The organism is Streptomyces sp. P17 (assembly GCF_032436805.1).
Classification (GTDB): Bacteria; Actinomycetota; Actinomycetes; order Streptomycetales; family Streptomycetaceae; genus Streptomyces.
On record NZ_JAVRBF010000005.1, the window covers coordinates 66,564 to 87,154 of the forward strand.

Here is a 20,591-nt window from a genome sequence, read left to right on the forward strand (position 1 = left end):
CCGCACACGGGGCGTCGCTCCGGATCCTCCGCAGCGCAGGCGCCAGTCGCTCCTTCCCGGAAGGCCTACTGAAGTCATGCGCAGAAGGCAGAGTCGCAGCCATCGGCGCCGTCACCCTGTCGCTCGTCCTCACGGCGGCTGCCTGCGGCGGGGGGTCGTCCGGCTCGGAGGGATCCAACGAGCAGCCCAAGACGCTCACCTACTGGGCTCCAACCAGGGCGCCAACCTGGAGGTCGACAAGAAGGTCCTGCAGCCGGAGCTCGACAAGTTCGAGAAGGAGACCGGCATCAAGGTGAAGCTGTAGGTGGTGCCCTGGTCGGACCTGCTCAACCGCATCCTCACCGCCACCACCTCGGGCCAGGGGCCCGACGTCCTCAACATAGGCAACACCTGGAGCGCCCCCTCCAGGCCACGGGCGCCCTGCTGCCCTGGGACGCGAAGAACTTCGACGTGATCGGCGGCAAGGACCGCTTCGTCACCTCCGCGCTCGGCTCCACCGGCGTCCAGGGCCAGGACCCCGCGGCCGTACCGCTGTACTCCATGGCCTACGCGCTCTACTGCAACAAGAAGATGTTCGCCGACGCGGGCATCGAGAAGCCCCCGGCCACCTGGGCGGAGCGGACCGAGGTCGGCAAGAAGTTGTCCAAGGACGGCAAGTGGGCGCTCGCGGCGGAGGGTTCGAACCTCGCCAACAACATCCACCAGGTGTTCGTCCTCGGCAAACAGCACGGCGCGGACTTCTTCACGCCCGACGGCAAGGCCGACTTCACCTCCGACGGCGCCGTCGCCGCGGTGAAGCAGTACGTCGACTCATGCCCAAGGACAAGATCATCGCGCCGGGGAACGCCGAGTACGCCCAGAACCAGTCCCTGAGCGACTTCGCCAAGGACAAGACGGCCATGGTGCTGTGGCAGACCGCGTCGGCCACCTTCAAGGCCCAGGGCATGAACGACGACGAGTGGGGCGTGGCGCCCGCCCCCGTCCAGTCCGGCACTCCCGGCCAGGGCGCCAACACCAACTCCATGGTCGCCGGCGTCAACCTGGCCGTCTTCAAGAACACCAAGAACATCGACGGCGCCAAGAAGTTCGTGAAGTTCATGACCAGCGACGAGGAACAGAAGATCCTCAACGGCGCCTACGGCTCCATCCCGCCGGTCAAGTCCGCCCAGGACGACCCCGCGTTCAACACCCCGGCGCTCGCCGTCCTGCGCGACACCCTCGCCACCAGCGCCACCGCGCTGCCCCAGGTCCCCGAGGAGTCGCAGTTCGAGACCGTCGTGGGCACCGCCGTCAAGGAGCTGTTCGCCGACGCCGCCGCCGGCCGGGCGGTCACCACCGAGTCGATGCGGGCCAAGCTCGACAAGGCCCAGCAGCAGATGTCCACCTCGTGACCACGGACGCCCCGATGACCACCACCCCTGCCCACGGCACCGGCGAACGAACGGCACCGAAGCAGGACCCCGGAGCGGCGCCCCGCAAGCGCCGCTCCGGGCGGCTGCGCCAAGTGTCGACTACGCGACCCAGCAGCGCACCCCGTGGTCGGCGACGCACGGGCCCGGGGACTCGGCCAGGTCCAGTGGCAGACACCGCCGTGGAACACCGACGCGATCAGGTTCTCCGACCGACTGGGCGCCCGGGCGCAGGAGAAGCGGCGCTACCTCCTGCCCGTGGACGCCGACGTCGACTGAGACTCTCCCGTGCGAACGGACTCGTCCTGGGCGAGCAGCGAGAGAAGGGCCGACACGGTCAGCCCCGCCTCCGCCGGATGTCGTAGAACCTTGCTGGGATCGATCCGGTAGGTGTTGCCGCGGCCCTCCCGGGTGTGCGAAAGGTAACCGGCATCCTCCAGGTCAGTGATGATCTTCTGCACCGCCCGCTCGGTGAGCCGGCAGCGCACGGCGATATCGCGGATGCGGGCGTTGTGGTTGTCGGCAATGACGGCAAGGACGCGAGCGTGGTTCGTGAGGAACGTCCATCCGGTGTGTGGTTCGGGCACTCCCTCCATGGGGCGATTGTACGGTTGAGCGTTCGCGCATTCAAAAACACGAAGAAGATTTCATGTATCTCTTGACGTGTTAGCGGCTGAGCGGTGACGCTGGAATCGACAGAAGGGCACTGGTGACCGGGGGAGGCGGTCATGTCGGAGGCGATGTCGGCGCTGCAGTCGCCGTACGCGCCAGAGATCGGCATCTGGCCCGACGGCGATCGTGTGACCGTGGTCGTCCGAGGGGAGCTCGACCTCGAAGGGGCCCCGGAGCTGGAGCGCGCGCTGCGCGAGGCCCTCGGCCGTTCCGTCGCGGGTGTCGACCTGGACCTGAGCGGAGTCGAGTTCTGTGACTGCTCCGCGCTGAACATCATGCTCGGCCTGCGCCACCGCGCCCTGCGCGAGGGGAAGACCCTCGTCGTCCGCTCCGCCGGACCCATGGCCGAACGCCTCCTCACCCTGACCGGCACCCTCTCGCTGTTCGCCCCCGTGGACGAGGACACCGACGACATGGACACTTCCTCGTCGGACGAGACCGAGGACGAGAGCATGCTGCAAGATCTGCGGATCGAGGTCGTCCAACTGCGGCGGGCGATGCAGACCCGCCCCACGATCGACCTGGCCCGGGGCATCCTGATGGCCTCCTTCGGCCTCAAGGCCGAGGACGCCTGGACGGTCCTGGTCATGGCCTCGCAGAACACCAACACCAAGCTCCACCACCTCGCCCGCGACCTGGTGGCGACCGTCGGGGGCGAGGCACTGAGCGAACCGGTGCAAAAACAGGTGTCCGCCGCGGTCGCCAAGGTCACCGGCGAGCGCACGGATGCGCCCGCGCCGTGACGTACGCCGTTTATGTTCTCCGTGCCTGTGCACACGGGGAGCAGTAGCCGATCCCGAGCACGGTGTGGGGTGAAGTGACATGGCGCGACAGCAGAAGGCCAAGGCCAAGATGGAACAGGCCAAAGGCAAGGCCAAGGAAGCGACAGGTCGCGCGGTGGGCAATGAGCGCATGACGGCCGAGGGCCGGGCCGAACAGGCCAAGGGCGATGTCCGGCAGGCGAAGGAGAAGGGTAAGGACGCCGCCAGCCGTTGACCCGCACAGCGACCCACGGGCCGCCCGGTCTCAGCGGGACCGGGCGGCCTCCGCCGGATCACGCCGGAACGCCCAGTTCATCTCCGGCTCCATGGCGAACCGGAACATCCGCCGTACCGGCGGCGTGCACAGCAGGGTCACGACCGCGGCGGCGACCAGCGTTGCGGCGATCTTCCCGAGCGGCTCCTGCACCCAGTCCATGCGGGACCAGTGCCAGCGGTTGGCCGCCTGGATCACGAAACCGTGCAGCAGATAGCCGTACAGCGTGCCCGTGCCGAGCGCCGTGAACCACATTCCGCGCCCCGGCACCAGCGCCAGGAAGCACGCGACCAGGACCGTCGAGCAGCCGAACAGCACCAGCGTCATCACCGGCCCGTACCAGGCGGGCGCGGCCAGCTCCTCGGCACTGGTGCGATGGAAGAACCAGGCGTAGTTCATCCGCGGGACCGCCCAGTAGGCCACGACGGCCGCGCCGAGGAACACCGGCACCGCCAGAATCCGCACCTCACGCCGGCGCACCAGCGCGAAGTGCTCCGGCTTCAGCACGAGACCCAGCACGAAGTACGGCAGGAACTGCAAGGCACGCTGCAGATCCAGGTCGTTGCCGATCGACGGCGACAACGTCGCCAGCATCGCCACACCGAGGGCCACCGGCAGCGGCCACCGCACGGTCCGCCACAGTGGCGTCGTCAGCCGCCAGATGAACAACGCCGCCAGGAACCAGGTGAGATACAGCGGATCCAGCAGACTGATCTTGCGGTCCGGCTCGTTGTCCGTCCATCTGGTGAAGAAGGTGTACGCCACCTCGAAGACGACGTACGGCACGACGACGCCGGTCACCAGCCGCTTGATGCGCCGCGGGCTCGCGTCGAAGTTCCGGGAGAAGTAGCCGGAGATGATGATGAACGCCGGCATGTGGAAGGCGTAGACGAGCATGTACAGCGCGGTCACCGTCCGGCTGCCGTCCCGCAGCGGCTCCCACGCGTGCCCCACCGCCACCAGCACGACGGCCAGGTATTTGGCGTTGTCGAAGAACGCGTCCCGCTCCTTGACCGACCGAGCAGTCCGTCCGGCCTGCGCGGACGGCGTGGCGTCCGGAGGCGCCTGAGCCTGTCCGAGGCTGCGTGGGGGCAGCGTTTGCTGCACGATCCCATCCCGACGGAACCCAGACAGAGCAGAACACCTCTTACAAGAGTTACCTGTGTGGCCCATGTGCCGACACCCGGGACACCGTAGTCACGCCACCACAGCCGCGTAAACCCGGACGGTCATGTTGTGACCGCCGTATCTTTCGCGGCCTCAGTCGTGCGCGACGAGCCGCCCCCACACGGCCGACGCGGACTCCTCGGGACTCGTCCGCCCGGTGACGGACACCTCGACATAGCGGGTACCACTTGCTTCGTGCCGTGCACGCACCGCGTCCAGGCCCTCCGCGGCGCACGGGACGATCACCACGAGGCCATTGCGGGCCAGCACCTCGGCGACCACTCCCAGGCGCGCCGCGTCGGCGCACAGGTCGTCGTACCGGTCCAGCACCGCCACCCGCCGGGCCTGCGCGAGCAGCCGCTCCGCCAGCGCGTAGGCGGCGGCCAGCCGGTCGGCCAGCGGCCTGCCGGTGACCCAGACCGTCGCGCCGGGGCAGGTACACCGGCATCTCGGATCGCTCACCTGGTGACTCACGCCTCCCCGCTCACCACGCGTGCGGCAGTCTGCCTCCCCTTGATTTCCGTGACGATACCGCTGCGGAACCCCGCCCTTTCCATGGCCGGCGGAGGGGTTCCCCGAGAACAGCGCCATGCCGGGCATAACCGGACGTACGGCCTGGCGAACTTGCGGGGGCGCGCGGTGGCACGGCAGGGTTCGGTCGTGTGGCAACTCTGCTGATCGTGCACCACACGCCCTCGCCCCACTGCCAGGCCATGCTGGAGGCCGCCATCTCCGGGGCGACCGCACCCGAGATCGAGGGCGTGCACGTGGTGCGACGGGCAGCCCTCGCGGCCACGGCCTCCGACGTACTGGACGCCGACGCCTGTCTGCTGGGCACCCCGGCGAACCTCGGGTACATGTCCGGCGCCCTGAAGCACTTCTTCGACCAGGTCTATTACCCGTGTCTCGATGCCACGCGCGGGCGGCCCTTCGGCTACTACGTGCACGGCGGGAACGACGTCACGGGCGCGGTGCGGTCCATCGAGTCCGTCACGACAGGACTCGGCTGGCGACGCGCGGCCGAGGCCGTGACGGTGACCGGCGAACCGGTCAAAGCGGACATCGAGGCGTGCTGGGAGCTGGGGGCCTCACTCGCGGCCGGACTGATGGGATGACGGAGCGGGAAGCTACCGTGTAACCCCTGGTTCCCTCGCACACCCCTTCGGACGGCCCGCCAGTGCTCTCGGACTTCTCCTCGCTCATCGCGGCGACCGCCCGCTGGCTGACGAGCGCCTTCCCGCCCAACGGCGGCGCGCTCGCCGCAGCCCTCTGCGACGCCCAGGCCCGGCAGGCCGTGACGATCGCGGCATGGCTGCGCTACCCGACGCCCACCGATGCCGCGCTCGCGGGCATGGCCGGCTCCGGAGGCTCGGCCCGGCTCGACTGGATCACCGGAGCCGAGGGGGAGCCCGGAGTCTGGCGCACCTGGGTGGACGAGGTGATCGCGAGCTGGGCGGCCTGTCTGCTCGCCGACCCGCGACTGGCCGGACTCGCGGTAGCCGCGGTGGACGACGGCACCCACACCGACGGCGCACCGGTCGAGTTCCGGCGCTTGATCGAGCCCGACGACAACGAGCGGCGGGCAGCGGCGCTGCTGCGCCACCCCGACCTGCTGGCGCCGGTCGCCGACCTGCACCGCGCCGAGCTGATGGCCCTGCTGGAGGCCGGACAACCGCGCGCCGCCTGAGCGTTGCCGTTCAGGGGATCTCCTGTTCGGCCCAGATGATCTTTCCGTCGGCCGTGTAGCGGGCTCCCCAGCGATGGGCGAGCTGGGCCACCAGGAACAGGCCACGCCCGCCTTCGTCCATGCTCCGGGCGTGGCGCAGCCGTGGGGCGGTGCTGCTGGCGTCGGCGATCTCGCAGGTCAGGCGGGTGTCACGGAGCAGCCGTAGGCGGATGGGTGGGTCCGCGTAGCGGATCGCGTTGGTGACCAGCTCGCTCACGATCAGCTCCGTCGTCATGGCCAGCTCCTCGAAGCCCCAGGCCTCCACCTGGCGGGTCGCCCGTGCCCGGACGTCGGCGACGGCGGCCGGGTCCGCGGGCACGTCCCACGAGACGACGTGCTCGGCGCCCAGGGCCTGGGTGCGCGCCAGGAGCAGGGCGATGTCGTCGGGCTGCGGTACGGGCACGAGCTGCCGCACCGCGGACGAGCACAGGGTGCCGAGGTCGAGATCGCGTCGGGCCAGCAGGTCGCCGAGCCTGGCCATGCCCCGCTCCATGTCGCCGTCGGCCGCCTCGACGAGGCCGTCGGTGTAGAGACCGAAAAGGCTGTTCTCGGCGAGCTCGATCTCACCGGCCTCGAACGCCATCCCGCCAAGGCCGAGCGGCGGCCCGGCCGGAGGCTCCGGGAAGGAGACCTGCCCGTCGGGCGCGACGACGACCGGCGGCGGGTGCCCGGCGCGGGCCATCGTGCAGCGCCGGGTGACCGGATCGTAGACGGCGTACAGGCAGGTCGCTCCGAGGAAGGCGGTGGAGTTCTCGGCCCCCTCTCCATCGGGGTGCTCCTCGCTGAGCCGGAGCACCAGGTCGTCCAGATGGGCCAGCAGTTCGTCGGGCGGCATCTCCATGTCGGCGAGGGTCTGCACGGCGGTGCGCAGCCGGCCCATCGCCGCCGCCGCGGTGATGCCGTGGCCGACGACGTCCCCGATGACGAGGCCCACGCGGGCGCCGGACAGCGGGATCACGTCGAACCAGTCACCGCCGACCCCGCCCGTCGGATCCGCCGGCAGATAGGAGGAGGCCACCTCCAGCGCCGTACCGCCCGTCAGGGCCTGGGGCAGCAGGCTGCGCTGCAGGGTGACCGCGGCCGTGTGCTCCCGGGTGTAGCGACGGGCGTTGTCGACGCACAGTGCCGCGCGGGCCACCAGCTCCTGGGCGACCAGGACGTCGTCGGGCTCGAACGAGACGGGATTGAGTGACCGTAGGAACGTGGTGAGGCCCAGTGCGGTGTTGCGGGCCCGCATCGGCACGGAGATGAGGGAGTGCAGGCCGAACTCGCGCATGCTGTCCGCACGCGCGGGCTGTTCGGTGACCCACAGTTCGTCGGACGGATCGAGGACCGACATGAGGATCGGCTCGCCGTCGACGATCAGCTGCGCGTCGTGCGGCGGGGGCACGAAGTCCACGCGGTCCCCGATCCGCGCCACGGCCTCCGGCGCTCCCTCGCGCACCGAGCTCAGGCCGGCCCGGCGCATCACCGGCTTGGCGGGTGCCGGTCCCGCGTCGGTGAGCCACGCTCCGTGCCCCTCAGTGCTGAGAACGGGCTCCAGAAGGTCCACGACGACGAAGTCCGCGAAGCGGGGCACGGCGAAGTCGGCGAGCTCCTGGGCCGTCCGCAGCACGTCCAGGGTCGTGCCGATCCGTGTCCCGGCCTCGCTGACCAGCGCCAGCAGCTGGCGGGCGTTCCACCGCTCGGTGACGTCCTGGACCATGTAGCAGACCCCGGTGATCGAGTTGTCGTGATCCACGAGCGGGAAGAAGGAGGTGGAGTAGGCGTGTTGGCGGTGCGGATCGGCCCAACTCCATCCGAGGTACTCGTAGTCGGTGACCGGAACGCCGGTGTCGAGGACCTTGCGCATCAGGCCCTCGATCGTCTCCGCCTGCAGCCCGGGCAGCAGTTCGCTCAGCCGCCGCCCCAGCCGCTGCTCACGGGGCACCCCGCCGAAGCGCTCCAGGGTGTCGTTCAGCCAGACGTAGCGCAACCGCGTGTCCATCACGGCCATGCCGACCGGCGAACGGGTCAGGAAACCGTCGAGGATCGACTGACCCACCGTCCACTGCGGGCGCCGTTCCCGCGCCGAGATCAGAAAGCACTCGTCAGCGCCGATCCGGAAGGACGCGGAGACCCGCAGGTCCGCTTCGACGCGGCGGCCGTCGCGGTGCCGTAGGGGGATGAGCCCGCTCCATCCCCCACCGGCCCGGCAGCGCTCCGCGACACCGGCCACCCGTACCGGATCACCTGGCATCGCCAGCAGACGTGCGGCCGAGCCGCCGACGATCTCCGACGCAGGGTGGCCGAGGAGTTCCTCCGCGGCCCGGGTCCAGCCGAGCACCACACCCTGTCCGGACACCACCGCCGCCGCGTCCGAGGACGCGTCGAAAAGCGCACGCGGTCCTGCGGACGTGGGCGCGTGCGGTTCTTCTCGCGCAGCGTTCATGGGTCCTCACGCAGCGTCCATGGGTCCCATCCTTTACACGACCATGTTCCTGCTTGTCCGCCCGATGTGCACGGGCCGACGGTCCCCGTCCCGGCGCAGCGGGCGGGGGAGTGGACGTGCCGGTCGTCGCAACCGTGGTACCCGGGGGTGTACGGCCGAGGCCGGCAGGCCCTGCCGACCGGCGGTGGAGGAGCTGGGATGACAGCAGAATCCGAACGCTTCGAGCCCGACGCACGCGGGTACGGCCCCGAGCCGCCCCGCCCGACCGGCCTGCTGGACATGCTGAGCGTGGCCGCCGTGGTCCTCGACGCCGACGGGCGCATCGTGTTCTGGACCCCGCAGGCCGAGGACCTCTTCGGCTACACCTCCGAGGAGGCCCTCGGCACCTACGCGGCGCGGCTGTTCGTCCACCCCGAGCACCTGCCGTCCGTGACGAAGCTGTTCGCCGAGGTGCTGGAGACCGGCCGCAGCTGGGCCGGCACCTTCCCCATACGGCACAAGGACGGCAGGACCCGGCTGACCGAGTTCCGCAACATGCGGCTGCTGGACGATCTCGGGGACGCCTACGCCCTGGGCATCGCGGCCGACCACTCCCTGCTCCAGCGCGTCGAGACCGACCTGGCGCTGTGCGAGCGGCTGATCAACCAGTCTCCGATCGGCCTCGCCCTCCTCGACCCCGACCTGCACTATCTGCTGGTCAACCCGGCACTGGAGCGCATCGACGCCACCCCGGCCGAGGACCACATCGGCCGTCGGCTGAGGGAGACCCTGCCGCTCCCGGACATCGACAGCATCGAGTCCTGCCTACGTCAGGTGCTCACCACCGGCACCCCGCTGCTCGACCAGTACCACGTGGGCCGCCCGCCGGCCGACCCGGACCACGAGCACGCCTGGTCCCTGTCCTTCTACCGTCTTGAGGACCCCGGCGGGCGGGTCCTGGGCGCGGCCATCTCCTTCGTCGACGTCACCGAGCGGCATCGCGCGGCCGCCGAGGCCGACCGGGCCCGGCGGCGCCTCGCCCTCGTCGCGGACGCCTCCACGCGTGTGGGTACCACGCTGGAGGTGGAGCAGACCGCCCGTGAACTCGCCGAGATCGCCGCTCCCGAACTGGCCGACGTGGCCGCCGTGGACGTCCTGGACTCCGCCCTCGCCTGCCGGCGTATGCGCCGACCGGACAACGGCCCCGAGCTGTTCCGTGCCCTCGCTCTCAAGGCGGCCTACCCCAGCGTGGCGCTGCGAGCCGCCGACCCGCCCGGAGACCTCGCCGCCTACGACGGCGACCGCCTGGTCACCCTGTGCGTCCACACCGCCCGGCCGGTGCTGGTGCGCCATGTCGGCGAACACGATCTGCCGCGCATCGCCCGGGACGCGGAGGCCACCTCCCTGCTGGCCCGCGCCGGCGTCCACTCCTACCTCGCGGTGCCGTTGATCGCGCACGGCGAGGTGCTCGGCGCGCTCGACCTCAAACGCACCCGCAATCCGGTGCCGTTCGACGAGGACGATGTCGTCCTGGCGAGTGAGCTGGCCAGCAGGGCCGCCATAGCCATCGACAACGCCCGCTGGTTCCAGAGCGTGCGCAACACCGCACTCACCCTCCAGCGCAGCCTGCTGCCCGACCACGCGCCGCACCACACCGGCCTGGAGCTCGCCTCCCGCTACCAGCCCGCCCAGGCCACCAGCGAGGTCGGCGGCGACTGGTACGACGTCATCCCGCTGACCGGCGACAGGACCGCCCTCATCGTCGGCGACGTCATGGGCAACGGCATCGACGCCGCCGCCACCATGGGCAGGCTGCGCACCGCCACCTGTGCCTACGCGGACCTTGACCTCGAACCCGGCGCCGTTCTGCAGCACCTGGACAAGATCACCCGCGATCTGGAGCACTACATCGTCACCTGCCTGTACGCGGTGTACGACCCCCGCACGAGGCGGTGCCACATCGCCAACGCCGGACACATGCCGCCCGCGCTGGCCCACCCCGGCCGGCCGCCCGAACTGCTCGACCTGCCCGCCGGAGCGCCACTCGGCGTCGGCGGCATCCCCTTCGGGGCCACCACCGTCAGCCTCGACTCCGGCGATCTGCTGGTCCTCTACACCGATGGCCTGGTCGAGACCCGCCTCCACCCCATCGACGACCGCCTGAACGTCCTCCTCGACTTCCTCGACGAACCCCACCGGCCGCTTGAGGAGACCTGCGACCTCCTCCTGTACGGCCTGCGCCATCCCGACGACCACGACGACGTGGCCCTTCTCGTCGCGCGGGTCCTGTAGTTGCCCGTGCAGTGCGCCCGGCGCACGCTGTTCGTATGGGTGCGAGCGCGGGTCCCACGCTCATCGGCTCCGTCCAGCGGGCCTTCCGGTTGCTGGAGGCGGTGAGCGCGCACGAGAACGGCGCGCCGGCGAAGCAACTGGCACGGGAGACGGGCCTGCCCCTGGCCACCGCGTACCACCTGCTGCGGACGCTGGTCCACGACGGATATCTGCGCAAGCTCGACGACGGTGGGTTCATCCTGGGCGAGCGACTCCAGACGCTGAACACGGCGGGCCGGACCCAGGCGCTGCTCACCCGGATCCGCCCCACGCTCGCCGCGCTGCGGGACGAGCTGTCGACCGCCGCCTACCTCACCTTCTACGAGGAGGGGGAGATCCGGGTCGCCGAGATCGTCGACGGGCCGCACGCTCCCCGGGTCGACCTCTGGGTGGGGTTCGAGGACGCCGGGCACGCGACGGCGCTGGGCAAGTCGGTGCTGAGCGAGCTGGATGACGAAGCGCGCAACGACTACCTGTCCCGGCATCCGCTCGCCGACCTCACGCCCAGGACGATCACCCGTCCCGCGGAGCTGCTCCGGCGGCTCGACTCCTCGCCCATGGCCCCGGCCATCACGGACATGGAGGAGTACACCCTCGGCACGGTCTGCGTCGCGGTACCCGTCTACAGCGGGAACACCCTCGGCTCGCTCGGCGTCTCGCTGCGGGCCGACCGCATCTCCCGGCTGGAGGAGATCAGAGCGCGTCTGCTCCCGACCGCGAGCCGCGTGACCAGAGGGCTCTCGCTCACTATCTGAAAATCCGCTCCTTGTCCGGTTCGGATCGAACCGATTTCCTTATACGAAACGGACATTTCATGGGCTATGCCCCCGGATACAGGTGAGGACAGCGGACAAGACATGAGCCAGGCCCCACACCATGGTCATGACCACTGGCCGAGGCGACTGGTCGCCGCTCTGCCCCTGCTGATCGTCTCCGCCGTCGTGCTCGTCCACCTCGTCACTGCGGCCGGGACGACGTGGTTGCCGCTGCTGGCCGCGGGGCCGGCGCTCGCCGCGACGGCCAACGGGCCGCGCGGGGTGGCCTGCGTGGGGTTGCTGGCCGCCGCCGCGGGTGTGGCCCTCGGCATCCACGCAGGTGCTCCCGGCGCTGAGCTCGCGGTCGTCCTGGCCGCCCTGCTGGCCGTCACCCTGGCAGGCGGCCTGGCCAGCGCGCTGCGCGGACGGCGTGAGCGGGTGCTGGCGGCGGTCCGCTCCGTCGCCGAGGCCGCCCAGCACGCGCTGCTCCAGCCCATACCGGCGACGGTCGGTCCGTTCCAGGTGGCCGTCCGCTACAGCGCCGCCGCGGCGGAGGCCCGGATCGGCGGTGATCTCTACGCTCTCGTCTCCACGCCGTACGGGGTCAGGCTGATCGTCGGCGATGTGCGCGGCAAGGGCCTGCCGGCCGTGGGAACCGCCGCTCTGGTGCTCGGGGTCTTTCGTGAGGCCGCCTACGACGAGCCGGATCTGCTCGCCGTCATCGCGCGGATCGAGCGGAGCCTGGCGCGCAATCTGGGCGCCGACGACTTCGTCACCGCCGTGGTCGCCGGATACCCGCGGGCCGGACAGCTGGAGGTCGTCAACTGCGGCCATGCGCCGCCGCTGCTGGTGCGCGACGGCGTCGTCGTACCGGTCGAGCCGGACCGTCCGGCCCCGCCCCTCGGGCTGCGCGCCCTCTCGGGTGAGACCCCCGCACTGCAGGTGCTGTCCTTCGCCGACAGGGACCAGTTGCTGCTGTACACCGACGGCGTCACCGAGGCCCGCAACCACGACCGCGAGTTCTACCCGCTCGCCGAGGGCCTGGCCCGGCACACCTGCCACGAGCCGGCCCGCACCGTCGCCGCACTCCACGACGAACTGCTGGCCCACGTGGGCGGCCGACTGCACGACGACGCGGCCCTGCTCCTGCTGCACATGCCGGGCTCGTCCGCGTCCCCGGAGGGGCGGGGAAGCGCGCGAACAGCCACCACGGCGCAGCAGCCGAACGACGGCGCCGCGCGGCACTGTCCTCACGGCTCTCCCAGCGGGGCGCTCCCGCGCAGCGCCCCGTGTTAGAACAGAGGCATGGCCGGATTCCTCGGCCGCCTGCGCTCGATGGTGAGCGCGCGTCCCGTCGCCCGGCAGGTCTTCCTGCTCCAGGCGGCCGGACCGTGCCGGAGGCGGACCTGCCCGTCTTCTCGGGCTGGCAGGAGCAGGATCCCGAGAACGCCCGCAGACTCGTGGACTTCGGGATCCACGCGATGCTCACGGTCCCGCTGCGCGCCCGCGCGTCATCATGGGCATGGCCACCTTCTGGCGCGCCGACAAGCCCGAGCCCTTCGAACCGGACGACGTCTCCCTCGCCGAGGAGCTGGTGGCCCGCGCCGCGCCGCCGTCAGCATCGACAACGCCCGCCGCTACACCCGCGAGCACACTCCTGTCGGTCACGCTCCAGCGCAGCCTGCTGCCTCGGGCGCTGCCGGTCCAGAGCGCCCTCGACGTCGCCTACAGCTATCTGCCCGCGCACGCGGCGCAGGGAGGGGTCGGCGGGGACTGGTTCGACGTCATCCCGCTGCCGGGCGCGCGCGTGGCGCTGGTCGTCGGGGACATCGTGGGACACGGACTGCACGCGGCGGCCACGATGGGACGGCTCCGTACAGCGGTCCACAACTTCTCCGCCCTGGACCTCGCGCCCGACGAACGAGGTCTCCGACGGCAGCAGCACCGCCCCGCACCTGCGCAGCGCGGCCACGACGGACGAGGGCGGCCGGGGGCCTGTTCTGGTGGCCCAGTTCGCCGAGCGGTGGGGTACGCGGTACACGCCGAACGGCAAGGTGATCTGGACGGAACTGCCGCTGGCGGGTTCGCCGTGACGTGGGTCAGACCGCCGGGGCCGGGTACGTCGGGTACTCCACCCCGGAGACGTGCTGGACGACCCGGATGACCTGGCAGGAGTAGCCGAACTCGTTGTCGTACCAGAGGTAGAGGATCGCGTTGTCGCCGTCGACCTTGGTGGCGCCGGCGTCGACGATCGAGGCGTGCCGCGAACCGACGAAGTCCATGGAGACGGCGTCGGGGGCCGTGGTGAAGTCGATCTGGCGCTTGAGCGGCGAGTTCAGCGAGACGTCACGGAGGTACTCCAGGACCTCCTCGCGGGTGGTCTCCCGGCCCAGACGCAGGCTGAGGATCGCGATCGAGACGTCCGGCACGGGGACCCGGATCGAGCTGCCGGTGATGGGCGCCTTGAGGTCGGGCAGTGCCTTGGCGACGGCGGAGGCGGCACCGGTCTCGGTGATGACCATGTTCAGCGGGGCGGAGCGGCCACGGCGGTCGGCCTTGTGGTAGTTGTCCAGCAGGTTCTGGTCGTTGGTGAAGGAGTGGACGGTCTCCACGTGGCCGCGGACGACGCCGTACTCGTCGGCCATCGCCTTCAGCGGCGGGACGATCGCGTTGGTGGTGCAGGAGGCGCAGGACAGGATCTGCTCGTCCGGCTTGATCGTGTCGTGGTTGACGCCGTGCACGATGTTCGGGACGTCGCCCTTGCCGGGCGCGGTGAGGACGACCTTGTCGATACCGGGGCGCAGGTGCTGCGAGAGGCCCTCGCGGTCACGCCACTTGCCGGTGTTGTCGATCAGGATGGCGTCCTTGATGCCGTACGCCGTGTAGTCGACCTCGGACGGGTCGTTGGCGTATATCACCTTGATCGCGTTGCCATTGGCGAAGATCGTGCCGGACTCCTCGTCCACCGTGATCGTGCCCTGGAACTGGCCGTGGATGGAGTCCCGGCGCAGCAGCGAGGCCCGCTTCACGATGTCCTCGGCGGCCCGCTCGCCGCCGCCGCGCACGACGATGGCGCGCAGCCGCAGGCCGTTGCCGGAGCCCGCCTTCTCGATCAGGAGACGGGCGACGAGGCGGCCAATGCGCCCGAAGCCGTACAGGACGACGTCACGGCCCGCGCCGCCCTCCAGCTTGTTGGCGCCGGTCGCCCCGGCGACGGCCTCCGCGGTGAACTCCGCCACCGACAGGCCGCGGTCGTCGGACCTGTACGTCGCGGCGAGCATGCCGATGTCGATCTGGGACGGGCCGAGGTCGAGAGTGGTCAGCGCCTGCAGGAAGGGCAGCGTCTCGGTGACCGACAGTTCCTCGCCCGCGATCTGCCGCGCGAACCGGTGGGTCTTCAGGATGCTGACCACCGACTTGTTCACCAAGGAGCGGCTGTGCAGCAGGACCGTCACGTCCCGCTCGCGGTGCAGCTTCCCGATGATCGGGATCATCGACTCCGCGATCTCCTCGCGGTTCTTCCAGTTGGTGAACGAGTCGTCGTTGACAGTCACAGAAGTCTCTTTCGAGCTAGGCGGTGCTCATATGCTAACCCGCCTGTTCGAAGGGCCATGATCGGGGTCCCCAGAGATAGTTGCATGCGCGGGCTAAATGTATCTGGCCTCGTGCGTGACGGGCGGCTCTCCGAGAGCTTCCTGTGAATCCGTGAGGCGGTTGAACACGGTCGGCCCCGCGTCCGCATGGGGGCGAGGGATTCGTATGCTCGCTCGCTGGCCCCGAACGTAGGAGTACGGCCTTGAGACGCAATACGCGCAGGCGTCCGACCGGCCCACGACGCGCGGCCTTCGCCGCGGTCGCGTTGATCCTGGGCGGCGGCGGGCTGGTGGCGACCAGCATCTACGCCTCGGCGACCGAGGGCGGGGACGGCACATCGGCGCAGAGCGGCGAGGCCACGATCGACTGCCCTGACGTGGGCAGCGAGTTGACCGAGGTTCCGGACGCGGCCAGGACGGACGTCGACAACGAACTCGCCGCCCTGGACGGCCAGATAGCCGAGGCCTACCGGCAACTGCGGGCGGCGACACCGGAACAGCGGGCGGACACCGGCTTCACCGACGACTCGATCATGAAGTACGCGCGCCATCCAGTGCCGGTCGGCCAGGTACCCACCTGGGCGGAGGCGGCGGATGGCGCTGGTGCCGCAGTAGCCCTTGTTGGCGAGGATCACGTCCGCACCGTCCTGGGCGGCCTTGAGCGCGGCCCAGGTGGCCGCGGGTCCGCCGCCGACGACCAGGACGTCGGTGGTGAGTTCGGGCCCGCTCACGCCGGCCGTCCCGCTGCCACGGCCGCCGTGGCCAGCCGGTTGGCGGGGCGGGCCAGGCCGTAGTGCTCGCGCAGGGTGCGGCCGGTGTACTGCGTACAAAACAGGCCGCGCCGCTGGAGGATCGGCACGACGTGGTCGACGAAGTCCTCCAGGCCGCCCGGCAGATGGGGCGGCATGACGTTGAAGCCGTCGGCGGCGCCCTGTCACTGCACTGACGGATCCCGGCGCGGAAGTGTGACCGCTCGTGTCATCAGGTACGTGTTGCCGATGTCGGGATCGCCGTAGAAGAAGAACAGCTCCAGCGCGTCTCGCTGATCGCGTCGCAGAGAGAAGCGCCATTCGTACGTCGTGGGCGGCTCGGTCGCGGCTGAAGCATCGGCCGCCGCGCGCATCGCCACTCCGGTCCGGGTCGTCATGGTCAGATGTACGTCTTGCCCGTCGGCGTCGTCGGTCATTTCCCAGGTTCCCCGGCCGGAGACCCGCCAGCCGTCGTCGAAGTCGAAGTCCTGACCGTCGAGCCGCCGCAGGAGAGCCGTACCGTCCGGGCGGAGCGTCATGCGAGTGCCCTCGATGCTCTTCCAGCTTCCCGCGACCTCGGCGACCGTGGCGTCGTCCAGCCCCGTGCCCTCGTAGTACTGGTAGGGGCCCGCGCACGCCGTCAGGACGGTCAGCCCCATCGCCGCGATCCCGAGGATGAGCGTCCGTCCCCACGGCTTGACCTGCTCCACGACCAGCCCCTGCCCGCAGCCCGGATGGACCCGCCTGTGCGGCGGGCCATGACAAAGACACCTTGGCAGAGTTGTTGAACGCGTTCAACTCTGGAGGTGTGGGGGGCCGTGACAGGCTCTAGGCCCGTACTTCGCAGGTCGCCGAAAAGGTTCTCCGCATCGGCCTCACGGCGTCCGATCTCGACCGGGCCGGACCGAGACGGCCATCGCTGCTGCGGTTCCGACCGGCGAGCGATCAGCTACGACCGCTTGGTCTTCACGATCGGGTGACCTGCGAAGTACGGGTCTAGGCTCGAAGAGCGCGCCCATGGACAGGAGTCATCGTGGACATCGACACGGTCGCCGACGAGCTGTACGCGCTGCGGCCGGAGGACTTCACCGCGGCGCGCAATACTCGCATGGCCGCCGCTCGCACAGCCGGCGACCGGGCTCTCGCGGAGAAGATCGGCAAGCTGCGCCGCCCCAGCCTGGCGGCCTGGGTCAGCAACCTCCTGGTCCGTGAACGCCCCGAAGAGGTCCAGGCGCTGCTCCGGCTCGGGGAAGGGCTGCGGCGAGCCCATCACGACCTGGACGGAGGGCAACTGCGGGAACTCGGCGGCCGGCAGAAGACCCTGATCCGCGCGCTGTCCCGGGAGGCCGGGCAGCTCGCGGCGGAGGCCGGTCATCCGGTCGGCGAGGACGTGGGGCGCGAGGTGGAGGCGACCCTGCACGCGGTCCTGGCCGATCCCGAGGCGGCCGGGGAATGGGCGAAGGGGCGACTGGTCAGACCGTTCGAGGCGATCGTGGGCTTCCCCGAGGTCAGCCCGACCGCGGTACGCCGCGCCGCCACCCCACCTCCGCCCACGCCCCGCCCGGCGAAGCGCCGTGACGACGAGGCGCTGAGCCGGGCCCGCCGGGACGCCGACACGGCCGTACGCGAGCTGCGGGCACTGGAGGACGAGGCGGCCGTAGCCGGGCGGGAGCACGAGACGGTGCAGGAGAGGACCGCCCAACTGCAGCAGCGGATCAGTGAGTTGACCGAGGAGCTGAGCCGCGTCGAGGAAGACCACCGCCAGGCACGCCAGGAAGAGCGTCAGGCGCGCGAGAAGCTGAGGGCGGTCGAACGCCGCGTGCGTGAGGCCGGACGCCGTGCGGACGCGGCAACTGCCCGACTGGAGCGCCATCAGAGGTCATGATCTCCTCATGAACGAGATCACTCTGATGTCGGACCCCAGGATCGCGGCCATACCGGTCCAGGAATGCGGCGAGCCCCTCGTCGACGTCCGCAGCGACGGCTCCCTGCTGGTCGACCCCCGCAAGAGCGACCCCGAAGGCGCCTTCGCCCACCTGCGCCGAGGCGTCCTCCAACGGCTCGTCACCGCCCAGGACTTGCTGCCCGACGGCCTGCGCCTGCTGTTCGTGGAGGGGTACCGCCCACTGTCCCTGCAACGCCGCTACTTCGAGGAGTACGCGGCCGAGTTGCGCATGGCCCACCCCGGCTGGCCCACCGCCCAGGTCCACGCTGCCGCCAGCCGCTACGTCTCCCCGCCGGACATCGCCCCGCACAGCGCCGGAGCCGCCGTCGACCTGACCCTTGCCGACGCCCACGGACACGAACTCGACCTCGGCACCCGCCTCAACGCAAGCCCCGAAGAGAGCAACGGCGCCTGCTGCACCGACGCCGCCGGCATCACGGCCGAGGCCCGTGAGTACCGCGAGATTCTCAGTGCCGCCATGACGGCGGCGGGCCTGGTGAACTACCCGACGGAGTGGTGGCATTGGTCCTACGGGGACCGTTACTGGGCCCTGGGCGCAGGTGCCGACAGCGCGGTCTTCGGACCGTGGGAGCTGGGCTGAGGCGCCCTCAGTTCCCGGCCGCAGTGGCGAGTTCGGGGAAGGTGACGCCGGTCAGCTCCTCCGAGGCGGTCCACAGACGGCGGGCCGTCGCCGCGTCGCTGGCCGCCGCCGAGCGGCTGACCAGGGTCGGGGCGCCGCGCATCTCGAACATGCCGTCCGGGCCGACGAAGCTCGCGCCCGGCAGGTCCTGCGCCTGGCCATGGCCGACGCCACCGCCACCCGCCCCGGCATCGACCCCGACCGGGCCAGCTTCACCATCGCCCTGAACACCGCCCGCGACCTGGTCATCCAAGCCGCGGGCGTCATCGCCGACACCGTCATCGACCTCGTCGGCACCATCGGCCGCCACGTCCTGGCCGACCTCATGCCCGACCGACGCACCCGCACCCGACCCCGCGTCGTCAAACGCGCGATCTCCAAATACAACGCCAAAGGCACCATCGACCGGACCAGCTACAAGGCCACCATCAGCATCAACATCCTGACCACACCAGAGCCTTGACACCCAACCCATCCGCCTAACTACACGGCGTTGGGACTAGGCCCGCGCAGGACCCGGGTCACGGCAGGGTGACCACCTTGATGTTGAACGTGTGGGATCCCAGACCGTGCGCGATCCCCGTGAACAGCAGGGCGAAGTGCTCCTGCCCGCGGGCGCTGGTGATGCCGCCGATGTCCAGCTGGGACGACGGCGGCCAGCCGAGGTCGGTGAGCAACTCGCCGGCCGTCCGCTTGGCTTCGGCGCTGTCGCCGGAGAGGAAGACGGTGCTCGGTCCGCTGAGACCGGCCGGGGAGACCATCGCGGTGGAGTCCATGGTGCACAGCGTCTTGACGACGCGGGTCTCGGGGAAGGCCGCCTGGATCTGTTCGCCCAGGCTGCTGTTGGGGTGCGAGAGCTCGGTGTAGTCGTCGGAGAGGCCGACCCCGACGTCGATCAGCAGGGTGCCGGCCAGCGCGGACGCGCCGATGGAGTGCAGCAGCTCGACGGAGACGTTCCCCGGTGTGGCGTTGACCAGAACCTCCGCGTGGGCGGCGGTCTCGTTCAGCCCAGCCACGGGAAGACCGAGTTCCTTGCGCTCGTCCGGCCTACGGGAGCCAAGGAGTACGTCGTGTCCCGCGGCGCTCCATCCGTGGGCCAGTGCTCGGGCGACATTGCCGGTGCCAAGTAGTCCTATACGCATGCCGTGACGCTAACCGCTGCCGCGGCTGGACCCATCGGGCCGCGGGCCCAGGTCGGACGGCACCAAAGTCGTAGGCCTGTGGGCCGGGGGACGCAGTCTCCGGTTGTGAGCCCGGCGGGTCCGTCGAAGACTTGGCCGGGGGTTGAACAACCCCACGCATCGGCACACGAGAGGACCCCCATGGCAATCGCAGTGAACATCGACTGGCCCGGAATCACCCCCGAGGTGTACGAAGCCGCCCGCGACCGCGTCGGCTGGGAAACCGACGTGCCGGACGGACTCGTGCTGCACGGGAGCTGGTTCGACGACGGCGGTTTCCACGCCTTCGACATCTGGGAGTCGGAGGGGCAGTTCGCACAGTTCATCGCCGGCCGGATCGAACCGGTGATGAAGGGCGAACTGGGCGTACAAGGCGATCCTCAGGTGACAGCGGCCCCGCTGCACCGGCGCTTCGTCCCTCCGGGCGTCAGCGGAGCAGCCTGACGACAGCGGCGTACGCCCTGGCGAGTACATGAGGTTGCTCCCGCCGTCAGACGCACCGGGCGGGCCCGCTCGGCAGGCTGTTGCACGTGAAACTCAGCCGCCCCGCCCGCCGGGCCACCCTCGTCGTCCATGTCGTCGCCTCCGCCTCCTGGCTCGGGCTCACGCTCGGCCTGCTCGCCCTGGGCGGCACCGCCGCGGGCACCGGCTCACCGGTGACGGTGGAGGCGTCGGTGCGGGCCATGAAGCTGTTCGCGGACTGGCTCCTGCTCCCCGTCGCCTCCCTGACGCTCCTCAGCGGCCTGCTGCTCTCCCTGGGTACGGTCTGGGGGCTGGCCAGGCACCGGTGGGTCTACACCAAGTTCTGGCTGACCCTGGCCACCACCAGCCCCTCGATGAGGGCGTCCAGCCGGCGGGCGGTGTCCGGGTCGAAGTGCTTCTCCACATGGATACGGCTACGGCTACGGCGCATCCACGCGTCGGTGAGCTCCCGGTAGGCGGGCCGGCGCGCGGCGAGCGTGTAGGTCGGTTACGGCC

General features: G+C 70.5%; 21 protein-coding genes and 5 pseudogenes. 16 read left to right on the plus strand and 10 right to left on the minus strand.

From position 1 onward, the window contains the following. The first annotated feature begins 68 nt into the window (after positions 1-68). Both RMT89_RS04520 and RMT89_RS04525 read left to right on the plus strand, forming a co-directional pair. Positions 69-1,391, plus strand: a pseudogene (locus RMT89_RS04520) (extracellular solute-binding protein). A 144-nt stretch (positions 1,392-1,535) separates the two neighbouring features. Further along, positions 1,536-1,688: a hypothetical protein gene (locus tag RMT89_RS04525; RefSeq protein ID WP_315882599.1), complete on the plus strand. Its 153-nt coding sequence runs from the start codon at positions 1,536-1,538 to the stop codon at positions 1,686-1,688. Here RMT89_RS04525 and RMT89_RS04530 read toward each other — a convergent pair. Next, entirely contained in the window at positions 1,655-2,005 is a 351-nt protein-coding gene (locus RMT89_RS04530; protein ID WP_315882600.1) for a helix-turn-helix domain-containing protein, read from the minus strand. The two genes, RMT89_RS04525 and RMT89_RS04530, sit on opposite strands and share 34 nt — an antisense overlap. A 132-nt stretch (positions 2,006-2,137) precedes the next feature. On the opposite strand from RMT89_RS04530, the gene RMT89_RS04535 reads away from it, so the two are divergent. Both RMT89_RS04535 and RMT89_RS04540 read left to right on the plus strand, forming a co-directional pair. Further along, the gene (locus RMT89_RS04535) at positions 2,138-2,824 is read left to right on the plus strand and encodes an ANTAR domain-containing protein (protein WP_315882601.1); all 687 of its coding nucleotides are present in this window, start codon (positions 2,138-2,140) and stop codon (positions 2,822-2,824) included. 79 nt (positions 2,825-2,903) lie between these two features. After that, positions 2,904-3,077, plus strand: a complete 174-nt coding sequence (locus RMT89_RS04540; RefSeq protein WP_315882602.1) for a CsbD family protein — start codon at positions 2,904-2,906, stop codon at positions 3,075-3,077. A gap of 30 nt (positions 3,078-3,107) precedes the next feature. On the opposite strand, the gene RMT89_RS04545 is transcribed toward RMT89_RS04540, so the two are convergent. Both RMT89_RS04545 and RMT89_RS04550 read right to left on the minus strand, forming a co-directional pair. Continuing rightward, complete coding sequence (locus tag RMT89_RS04545) at positions 3,108-4,223, minus strand: acyltransferase family protein (protein WP_315882603.1); 1,116 nt, start codon at positions 4,221-4,223, stop codon at positions 3,108-3,110. 153 nt (positions 4,224-4,376) lie between these two features. Then, entirely contained in the window at positions 4,377-4,745 is a 369-nt protein-coding gene (locus tag RMT89_RS04550) for a hypothetical protein (RefSeq protein WP_315882604.1), read from the minus strand. A 200-nt stretch (positions 4,746-4,945) separates the two neighbouring features. Here RMT89_RS04550 and RMT89_RS04555 point away from each other — a divergent pair, with 200 nt between their 5' ends. Together RMT89_RS04555 and RMT89_RS04560 are read left to right on the plus strand one after the other, a co-directional pair. Continuing rightward, positions 4,946-5,398 carry an NAD(P)H-dependent oxidoreductase gene (locus RMT89_RS04555; protein WP_315882605.1) on the plus strand — a complete coding sequence of 151 codons (453 nt, stop codon included), beginning with the start codon at positions 4,946-4,948 and terminating at the stop codon, positions 5,396-5,398. Positions 5,399-5,460: 62 nt separating this feature from the next. Then, a complete protein-coding gene (locus tag RMT89_RS04560; protein ID WP_315882606.1) occupies positions 5,461-5,970 on the plus strand; it encodes a hypothetical protein in 510 nt (169 codons plus the stop codon). Between the two features lie 10 nt (positions 5,971-5,980). On the opposite strand, the gene RMT89_RS04565 is transcribed toward RMT89_RS04560, so the two are convergent. Then, positions 5,981-8,440 carry a SpoIIE family protein phosphatase gene (locus tag RMT89_RS04565; RefSeq protein ID WP_315882607.1) on the minus strand — a complete coding sequence of 820 codons (2,460 nt, stop codon included), beginning with the start codon at positions 8,438-8,440 and terminating at the stop codon, positions 5,981-5,983. Between the two features lie 198 nt (positions 8,441-8,638). On the opposite strand from RMT89_RS04565, the gene RMT89_RS04570 reads away from it, so the two are divergent. The 4 genes and pseudogenes from RMT89_RS04570 to RMT89_RS04585 form a co-directional block, all read left to right on the plus strand. Next, complete coding sequence (locus tag RMT89_RS04570) at positions 8,639-10,711, plus strand: SpoIIE family protein phosphatase (protein ID WP_315882608.1); 2,073 nt, start codon at positions 8,639-8,641, stop codon at positions 10,709-10,711. A gap of 35 nt (positions 10,712-10,746) precedes the next feature. Further along, complete coding sequence (locus RMT89_RS04575) at positions 10,747-11,505, plus strand: IclR family transcriptional regulator (protein WP_315882609.1); 759 nt, start codon at positions 10,747-10,749, stop codon at positions 11,503-11,505. Positions 11,506-11,607: 102 nt separating this feature from the next. Then, positions 11,608-12,801, plus strand: coding sequence for a PP2C family protein-serine/threonine phosphatase (locus RMT89_RS04580; RefSeq protein ID WP_315882610.1), 1,194 nt, complete (start codon positions 11,608-11,610; stop codon positions 12,799-12,801). An 86-nt stretch (positions 12,802-12,887) separates the two neighbouring features. Beyond that, positions 12,888-13,426: pseudogene (locus RMT89_RS04585) on the plus strand (PP2C family protein-serine/threonine phosphatase); the annotation flags it as partial. 178 nt (positions 13,427-13,604) lie between these two features. On the opposite strand, the gene RMT89_RS04590 reads toward RMT89_RS04585, so the two are convergent. Next, the gene (locus RMT89_RS04590; protein ID WP_315882611.1) at positions 13,605-15,059 is read right to left on the minus strand and encodes a glyceraldehyde-3-phosphate dehydrogenase; all 1,455 of its coding nucleotides are present in this window, start codon (positions 15,057-15,059) and stop codon (positions 13,605-13,607) included. A 242-nt stretch (positions 15,060-15,301) separates the two neighbouring features. Between RMT89_RS04590 and RMT89_RS45850 the strand changes: the two genes are divergently transcribed. Continuing rightward, positions 15,302-15,892: a hypothetical protein gene (locus RMT89_RS45850; protein WP_399497582.1), complete on the plus strand. Its 591-nt coding sequence runs from the start codon at positions 15,302-15,304 to the stop codon at positions 15,890-15,892. Here the strand turns inward: RMT89_RS45850 and RMT89_RS04600 are convergent. Next, a pseudogene (locus tag RMT89_RS04600) lies at positions 15,826-16,029 on the minus strand (LLM class flavin-dependent oxidoreductase); the annotation flags it as partial. The gene RMT89_RS45850 and the pseudogene RMT89_RS04600 overlap by 67 nt on opposite strands. 3 nt (positions 16,030-16,032) lie before the next feature. Further along, positions 16,033-16,557 (minus strand): lipocalin-like domain-containing protein, encoded by a 525-nt coding sequence (locus tag RMT89_RS04605; RefSeq protein ID WP_315882612.1) that lies wholly within the window; start codon positions 16,555-16,557, stop codon positions 16,033-16,035. A gap of 323 nt (positions 16,558-16,880) precedes the next feature. Between RMT89_RS04605 and RMT89_RS04610 the strand changes: the two genes are divergently transcribed. Both RMT89_RS04610 and RMT89_RS04615 read left to right on the plus strand, forming a co-directional pair. After that, positions 16,881-17,732, plus strand: coding sequence for a hypothetical protein (locus tag RMT89_RS04610; RefSeq protein WP_315882613.1), 852 nt, complete (start codon positions 16,881-16,883; stop codon positions 17,730-17,732). 7 nt (positions 17,733-17,739) lie between these two features. Then, positions 17,740-18,393, plus strand: coding sequence for a M15 family metallopeptidase (locus tag RMT89_RS04615; protein WP_315882614.1), 654 nt, complete (start codon positions 17,740-17,742; stop codon positions 18,391-18,393). A 7-nt stretch (positions 18,394-18,400) separates the two neighbouring features. On the opposite strand, the gene RMT89_RS04620 is transcribed toward RMT89_RS04615, so the two are convergent. Then, the gene (locus tag RMT89_RS04620; protein WP_399497583.1) at positions 18,401-18,544 is read right to left on the minus strand and encodes a hypothetical protein; all 144 of its coding nucleotides are present in this window, start codon (positions 18,542-18,544) and stop codon (positions 18,401-18,403) included. A gap of 48 nt (positions 18,545-18,592) precedes the next feature. Here RMT89_RS04620 and RMT89_RS04625 point away from each other — a divergent pair, with 48 nt between their 5' ends. Beyond that, positions 18,593-18,895: a hypothetical protein gene (locus tag RMT89_RS04625; RefSeq protein WP_315882704.1), complete on the plus strand. Its 303-nt coding sequence runs from the start codon at positions 18,593-18,595 to the stop codon at positions 18,893-18,895. 58 nt (positions 18,896-18,953) lie between these two features. On the opposite strand, the gene RMT89_RS04630 is transcribed toward RMT89_RS04625, so the two are convergent. Next, a complete protein-coding gene (locus tag RMT89_RS04630; RefSeq protein ID WP_315882615.1) occupies positions 18,954-19,574 on the minus strand; it encodes an NAD(P)-binding domain-containing protein in 621 nt (206 codons plus the stop codon). A gap of 180 nt (positions 19,575-19,754) precedes the next feature. Between RMT89_RS04630 and RMT89_RS04635 the strand changes: the two genes are divergently transcribed. Together RMT89_RS04635 and RMT89_RS04640 are read left to right on the plus strand one after the other, a co-directional pair. Continuing rightward, entirely contained in the window at positions 19,755-20,057 is a 303-nt protein-coding gene (locus tag RMT89_RS04635; protein ID WP_315882616.1) for a hypothetical protein, read from the plus strand. 86 nt (positions 20,058-20,143) lie between these two features. Further along, positions 20,144-20,458, plus strand: a pseudogene (locus RMT89_RS04640) (DUF2269 domain-containing protein); the annotation flags it as partial. Here RMT89_RS04640 and RMT89_RS04645 read toward each other — a convergent pair. Next, positions 20,428-20,577, minus strand: a pseudogene (locus RMT89_RS04645) (TetR family transcriptional regulator); the annotation flags it as partial. The pseudogenes RMT89_RS04640 and RMT89_RS04645 overlap by 31 nt on opposite strands. Positions 20,578-20,591 lie beyond the last annotated feature (14 nt).

Coding starts and splice junctions, on each gene's coding strand:
- RMT89_RS04635 (WP_315882616.1), top strand. CDS start 19,755: ATGGCAATCGCAGTGAACATCGACTGGCCCGGAATCACCCCCGAGGTG.
- RMT89_RS04540 (WP_315882602.1), top strand. CDS start 2,904: ATGGCGCGACAGCAGAAGGCCAAGGCCAAGATGGAACAGGCCAAAGGC.
- RMT89_RS04630 (WP_315882615.1), bottom strand. CDS start 19,574: ATGCGTATAGGACTACTTGGCACCGGCAATGTCGCCCGAGCACTGGCC.
- RMT89_RS04535 (WP_315882601.1), top strand. CDS start 2,138: ATGTCGGAGGCGATGTCGGCGCTGCAGTCGCCGTACGCGCCAGAGATC.
- RMT89_RS04575 (WP_315882609.1), top strand. CDS start 10,747: ATGGGTGCGAGCGCGGGTCCCACGCTCATCGGCTCCGTCCAGCGGGCC.
- RMT89_RS04570 (WP_315882608.1), top strand. CDS start 8,639: ATGACAGCAGAATCCGAACGCTTCGAGCCCGACGCACGCGGGTACGGC.
- RMT89_RS04615 (WP_315882614.1), top strand. CDS start 17,740: ATGAACGAGATCACTCTGATGTCGGACCCCAGGATCGCGGCCATACCG.
- RMT89_RS04620 (WP_399497583.1), bottom strand. CDS start 18,544: ATGTTCGAGATGCGCGGCGCCCCGACCCTGGTCAGCCGCTCGGCGGCG.
- RMT89_RS04580 (WP_315882610.1), top strand. CDS start 11,608: ATGAGCCAGGCCCCACACCATGGTCATGACCACTGGCCGAGGCGACTG.
- RMT89_RS04565 (WP_315882607.1), bottom strand. CDS start 8,440: ATGAACGCTGCGCGAGAAGAACCGCACGCGCCCACGTCCGCAGGACCG.
- RMT89_RS04530 (WP_315882600.1), bottom strand. CDS start 2,005: ATGGAGGGAGTGCCCGAACCACACACCGGATGGACGTTCCTCACGAAC.
- RMT89_RS04625 (WP_315882704.1), top strand. CDS start 18,593: ATGGCCGACGCCACCGCCACCCGCCCCGGCATCGACCCCGACCGGGCC.